2 protein-coding genes and 1 pseudogene are annotated in these 3081 nt (G+C 52.3%); all 3 read right to left on the bottom strand.

The features are described 5' to 3' along the window. Nucleotides 1-237, bottom strand: a pseudogene (locus tag ACE4YL_RS10585) (hypothetical protein); the annotation flags it as partial. A gap of 29 nt (nucleotides 238-266) precedes the next feature. Further along, nucleotides 267-1124 carry a DUF2190 family protein gene (locus ACE4YL_RS10580; RefSeq protein WP_461369626.1) on the bottom strand — a complete coding sequence of 286 codons (858 nt, stop codon included), beginning with the start codon at nucleotides 1122-1124 and terminating at the stop codon, nucleotides 267-269. Nucleotides 1125-1175: 51 nt separating this feature from the next. Next, complete coding sequence (locus ACE4YL_RS10575; protein ID WP_461369625.1) at nucleotides 1176-2666, bottom strand: hypothetical protein; 1491 nt, start codon at nucleotides 2664-2666, stop codon at nucleotides 1176-1178. Nucleotides 2667-3081: the final 415 nt, after the last annotated feature.

The raw sequence follows: 3081 nt of genomic DNA, 5'->3' as shown, positions 1-3081 counted from the left end.
GCCCAGTTCAACATCAAGGACGACCTTGCGCAGGAGGTCGGTGTACTGGGAAAGGGAACCGCTGGTGAGCATTTCCCCAACAGGCCGAGTGAGCTCGAGGGTTTCCATTTCCCCGTTGATAATTTTCTTTTCAACTTCATGCAGCTTTCCATTCACAACAAAGGGCACCTTCGACGTGAAAGTACCCTGACGCCGTTTCTCTCTCAGGGACTCAATAGATACAACATTAAAGGACAATTTATACACCTCCAAAGTTTGGTTTAGGGCTAGTAGCTCGGGCGGACGCTGTTGTCGTAGGTCTGAGAAATGGCGGAGGCCCCAGTACGGCTGATCTTGGTATTAAACAGCCTGATCCAGTTGGTGTGCTCTACCGCGGCAGTGATGGCGGCAGTGGTTGGTGCGGCGGCGGCATCAGCAGCGGCAGCGACCCCGGCTACCGGAACCATAGTTACAACGCCATTAGCCTCAGCGGCTACAACAGTGTAGATAATGTCCGGTTTGGCCGCGCTGAGTGGGCTCTCCGCCCCATTATCAATGTCGAAGTCAACCTGAGCGGCAAACTCTTTCAGAACATTGTTTACCTTCACCAGGCCGGGCTCAATGTCGACATTGAAGTCATAGGCGCCACCGTCGGCATGGGTAGATGGGGTAGTTGGGGCTCCGGCCAGAAGCCCGGCTTGAACACTGTTACGCAAGTAGCTCGCCAGGGCATCCGCATTTGTGATTACCCGCGGGGCTAGCTTAAACCAGATCACGTTGTTGCTATCATCTTTTGCAGAGGTCACCTGGCCTGCATAAAGAGCCGTAGCAGTGGTGGTCAGGCGCTTGTTGGTGCTGTCCCAATAGACATCCGCCCCTTTGGTGAAAGTGAAAGCCTCCTCAGTATTGATTTGGTCGGTTTCATACTCGGCATTCTCAATAGAAAGTGTCACCTCAGAAGTTTCCCTTTCACCGGTGGTAACACTCTCCATCGCAACCCCCAAAAAGCCGTCCAGGAGATAGAGTTTGCCAGCAGTAATGGTGGTGCTCTCCGGCACATCCACCTTAATCGATTTTCCGTCAGAGATTTTCCCGTAACCAAGATATACAGCAGTTGCGGGAGTAGGTTGTCCAGTCCAAGTCAATTTAATACACCTCCACATTAAATTAAGGCCATAAGCCTTTGTTTGCTTTTGTTAGATGCTGGATGTCCGCTTCTTCACCACGCCGGAGTCACTACCGCTGCCGGTATTGCCTACGGGAGGCGGGAAGTCCGTGTGGAACCTACTGATGGCGGTCTTGATGGTTTCATCCGCCAAGAGCTTGTCAATCTCACCAGCGATTTGCTCTTTGGTAGCATCTTCCGGAACCTGGAGCATCTTCTTGACCAGCGCCTGGGCCATTTCCCCGGCAACCTTCTCCTTAATGACCTCATTCATCGTCTTTTCCCAGTCCGTCCGGGCCTTCTCGTCGAGGGCCTTTTTGGCATCCTCAGCAGCCTTAACTACATCCATTTCCCCGGAGATATCCAGGGCGCGCCTTACCTTATCCAGGGTCTCAAAGGCTCCCGCAATCACTTCAACCGGCTTGTCCCCAGAGACCGTTTTCCTAATTTCCTCCATCGTAGACATTTCCCCGGTGACCTTGTTCACCCAGTCAGGGTCAAGGATCTTAGCCAATTGTTCCGCTGTCCATCCCATCTCACCACAGATTTGTTGCACCGTCACTTCACCGCTTTGTAGCATTGCTTTAAGTTTAGAAACATATTCCTTCCAAGACATTTCTGCTATAACACCTCCGTTTTTAATAATCTCATCCAGCTCCGGCATCTCCCCGATAGCCACCACGAATGTAGGCATCCCGGAGCGATTCAGTGGGGTCCAGTCGATGGATAACGGCTTGTAATCCACTACGTTGTATTCCCCATTCACCCGCTGAAGCTTTGGCACCCCAAAAATACTCACCTGGCGGATGGTATGGGCCTTGATCCAGCGCTTCAGGTCGGCAGCAGCCTTATCGATCACCCCTCGAAAATATGCCCTTCCATTCTCCCACTTAGCACCAACCCAATGGGTGACGGGGGTAGGGAACTGGCTGTCCACATCCTCCGGCTTCTGGTGGCCGAGGAATCCGGGAAGCCCTTGTGACATAACTTCTCCTACGATAGCTTTCAATGCTTCAGGTGTATAATTCCATCCCCGCTTACTCTTACCAGCCGGGACTTCCACCACGACCTCCATCGGGGAATCATCCCCAGCCTTTATGGAGTTCAAGTCCACCCAAGGGGCAAGAGGGATATCATCCACATCCATTTCCCCACAGATGAGTGCCTGGAGAGCACGCATTTCCCCGATAGATCCTATCAGGGACTCCGGCGGTTCCAGCTCCAGCTCCCGGTAATGCCTTAACAAGTGCCTGGCTGCCTGGCTTTTCTGAGCTGGAGATAAATCAGGCTCACTCCGGGCTCCTGACAAGGCCGCTGCTGCAGCGATAAGACCGGCCCGGTTCAGGACGATGCTACCGTCGTCCCGAATCTCGTGGTGGGGTCCCCAACAGTCTGCTTGAGTTAGCTCCTTATTGATGGAGGTCTTAATCGCGGCATATACCTCCTTAACAGCCGCAACAGCCCCTTCCACCCCTTCCTCCAATCCTTTCTTGAGCATAGACCAGATTCGGGACTTGTCCACGTCCCCCCAGTAAGCACTGCTCTCGGTTTTGATAACTATGAACTTTTTCAGCGCTTTTTCACCTCCTCCTCAAGGTATGTCTCAGCTTACCTCTTACCAACATATTGCCCAGTTTTTAAATCCCGGACCATGAGCTTTTGATGCCCGGAGTGGACCTCTATTCTTCTGAAAGGAGGAGGCTGCTTCACCTGAATCTTCTGGTCCTTGATTGGTTTCTCCATAAAAATACCCCTTTTCTATGGAATTACAGGTCTTCCCTTATCGCCCCGACAACTCCTGATACCACTTCTCTAACTCCTGGTCACTACTTGGATCATTTATCCATTTTTTCAGTCTTTGCACAAATTTCTCCGGATCCTCATGCACCGGCACCAGAGCGCATAGACAGTTCGGATGCGCCGGGAATGGGGGCTCA

The sequence above is a fragment of the Candidatus Darwinibacter acetoxidans genome (assembly GCF_041936445.1).
In the GTDB taxonomy this organism is placed as follows: domain Bacteria; phylum Bacillota; class Limnochordia; order Darwinibacteriales; family Darwinibacteriaceae; genus DTU010.
This window is presented reverse-complemented; position numbering and strand designations above follow the sequence as displayed.